At 66.5% G+C, this 2,071-nt stretch carries 3 protein-coding genes; all 3 read left to right on the top strand.

All coding sequences use genetic code 11. The annotated features are described in order from the left end of the window. A partial coding sequence (locus FN369_RS11215; RefSeq protein WP_178087757.1) for a hypothetical protein occupies window positions 1-758 on the top strand: 758 nt, incomplete at its 5' end. Window positions 759-782: 24 nt separating this feature from the next. Further along, the gene (locus tag FN369_RS08200; RefSeq protein WP_142525680.1) at window positions 783-1,229 is read left to right on the top strand and encodes an archease; all 447 of its coding nucleotides are present in this window, start codon (window positions 783-785) and stop codon (window positions 1,227-1,229) included. A 34-nt stretch (window positions 1,230-1,263) separates the two neighbouring features. Then, window positions 1,264-2,071: RtcB family protein (locus FN369_RS08195; RefSeq protein WP_142525679.1), on the top strand; the 808-nt coding region annotated here is incomplete at its 3' end.

The following is a 2,071-nucleotide window of genomic DNA, read 5'->3' as shown; positions in this document are numbered from 1 at the left end:
AGGCGGCCGCCGAGCTCGCCGCACGCCTCGAAGCCAAGCTCGCCTACCTTTTCCTGGAAGACATCAACCTGCTCCGGCTGGCGGGGCTTCCCTTCGCCTCCGAAATCGGGGCCGACACCGCCTGTTGGCGCGAGCTCGATCTTTCCATGGTCGAGCGGACGCTGCGCACCTTGGCGATCCAGGCCGAGGAAGCGCTGAGCAACACCGCTCGGCGCCTGCGCATCCCCTGGTCGTTCCAAGTGCTTCGAGGCATCCCCTCACAGGCCCTTTCGGAGGCCGCTTCCCCGACGGACCTCGTCCTCCTCCTCCGCTCCCAGCCGCGCGTCGGCATCCCGACACCGGGAGAGGCCCTCGCCCGGGAGATCGTCTCCCGATCGGGCGCCGCCGTTCTCTACCTCTCCGACGGAATGCCGCTGCAGCCCCCCTTCGGCGTCGTCTTCTCCGGGCGGCCCTCGGATCTTCGGGCCCTGCGCCTGGTCGTAGCCCTGGCCCGGGACTTTCCCGGCAAGCTCGTCGTTCTCTCTCTCCAATCCGGAAAGGAGATCGCCCAGGAGCCGCAAATCGAGGCCCTCCTCGAGCAAGCCCCCTCGACGATGCTCCTCAGCGGAATCCCTCCCAAGGCCCAGCGGATCTTGACGGCGGCGGCGCACGAAGGTCTCGGCCTCTTGGCGCTCTCGATCGGGGACTCGCCGCTTCCTCCCCAGGAGATCGAGTCGATCTGCTCCAAGGCGCTCTGCCCGATTCTCTTGCTTCCCTGAAAGGAAAGCGGGAGACTCTCCCTCGTGGAGACGGCTCCTCCGCACGGTTCCTCCGTCGCACGCTGGGAACATTTCCCGCACGTCGCCGACGTCGGCATCCGGGGCATCGGCTCCTCCCCGGAAGAGGCCTTCGCGCAAATCGCCCTCGCCTTGACGGCGGTGATCACCGATCCCCGGCTGGTCGTCCCACGGGAGGCCGTGCCGATCCGCTGTTCGGCCTCGAGCTCCGATCGTCTGCTCTTCGATTGGCTCAACGCCCTGATCTTTGCGATGGCGACCCGCCGCATGCTCTTTTCTCGATTTTCGGTGCGGTTGCCGGACAGTCGCCTGGAAGCCGAAGCATGGGGCGAATCCCTCGATCTCGAACGCCATCAACCGGCCGTGGAAGTGAAGGGAGCCACCTATACCGAGTTGGGGGTCTTTCGCGCGCCTGACGGCGAATGGGTAGCCCAATGCGTCGTCGATGTATGAGAGGGGAATCTTGTAGATTCGTATTATTAATAATATGGAACTTTCCGGTCTGCGGCAACTCTCCGAAACCGCCTGGGAGATGGCCCCGCAGGGGGCGATGCGGGTGCCGGTGATCCTCTACGGAAGCCGATCTCTCCTTGAGGAAATGGACGACAAGGTCGCCGAGCAGGCCGCCAACGTCGCGTCGCTTCCAGGAATCGTCCGGGCTTCCTACGCCCTGCCCGATGCGCACTGGGGCTACGGGTTTCCGATCGGCGGGGTGGCCGCCTTCGACCCGGAGCAGGGCGGGGTCGTTTCCGCAGGGGGAGTCGGCTTCGACATCTCCTGCGGGGTGCGCACCCTTTTGACCGGGCTCTGCAAAGAGGATCTCGCCGGCCGGGAGGAAAAGCTCGCGGAGGAGCTCGCCCGGGAGATTCCGGCGGGCGTCGGAGCCCGGGGGAAGATCCGGCTCGAGGAGCCCGAGATGGACGCGATGCTTCGCGGCGGAGCGCGCTGGGCGGTCGAAGCGGGCTTCGGCGAAGCCGAAGATCTCGAGCGCATCGAGGAGAGGGGCTGCATGAGCGGAGCCGATCCCGGGGCGGTCTCGCGGGAAGCCAAGCGCCGGCAGCGGGACGAGATGGGGACTCTCGGCTCGGGGAACCACTATGCCGAAGTCCAGGAAGTGGCGCAGATCTACCAAGAGGAAATCGCCCAAGCCTATGGGCTCGCGTTGGGCGGCCTGGTCGTCTCCCTCCATTGCGGCTCCCGAGGACTCGGCCATCAGATCGGTACCGATTACCTGCGCGAGATGGCGGCCGCCGCGGAAAGTTTCGGGCTTCGGCTCCCGGAGCGGGAGCTCGCCT

Source organism: Methylacidimicrobium cyclopophantes (assembly GCF_902143385.2).
Classification (GTDB): Bacteria; Verrucomicrobiota; Verrucomicrobiia; order Methylacidiphilales; family Methylacidiphilaceae; genus Methylacidimicrobium; species Methylacidimicrobium cyclopophantes.
The sequence above is the reverse complement of the archived record's forward strand: the minus strand, read 5'-3'. Positions and strand labels throughout refer to the sequence as shown.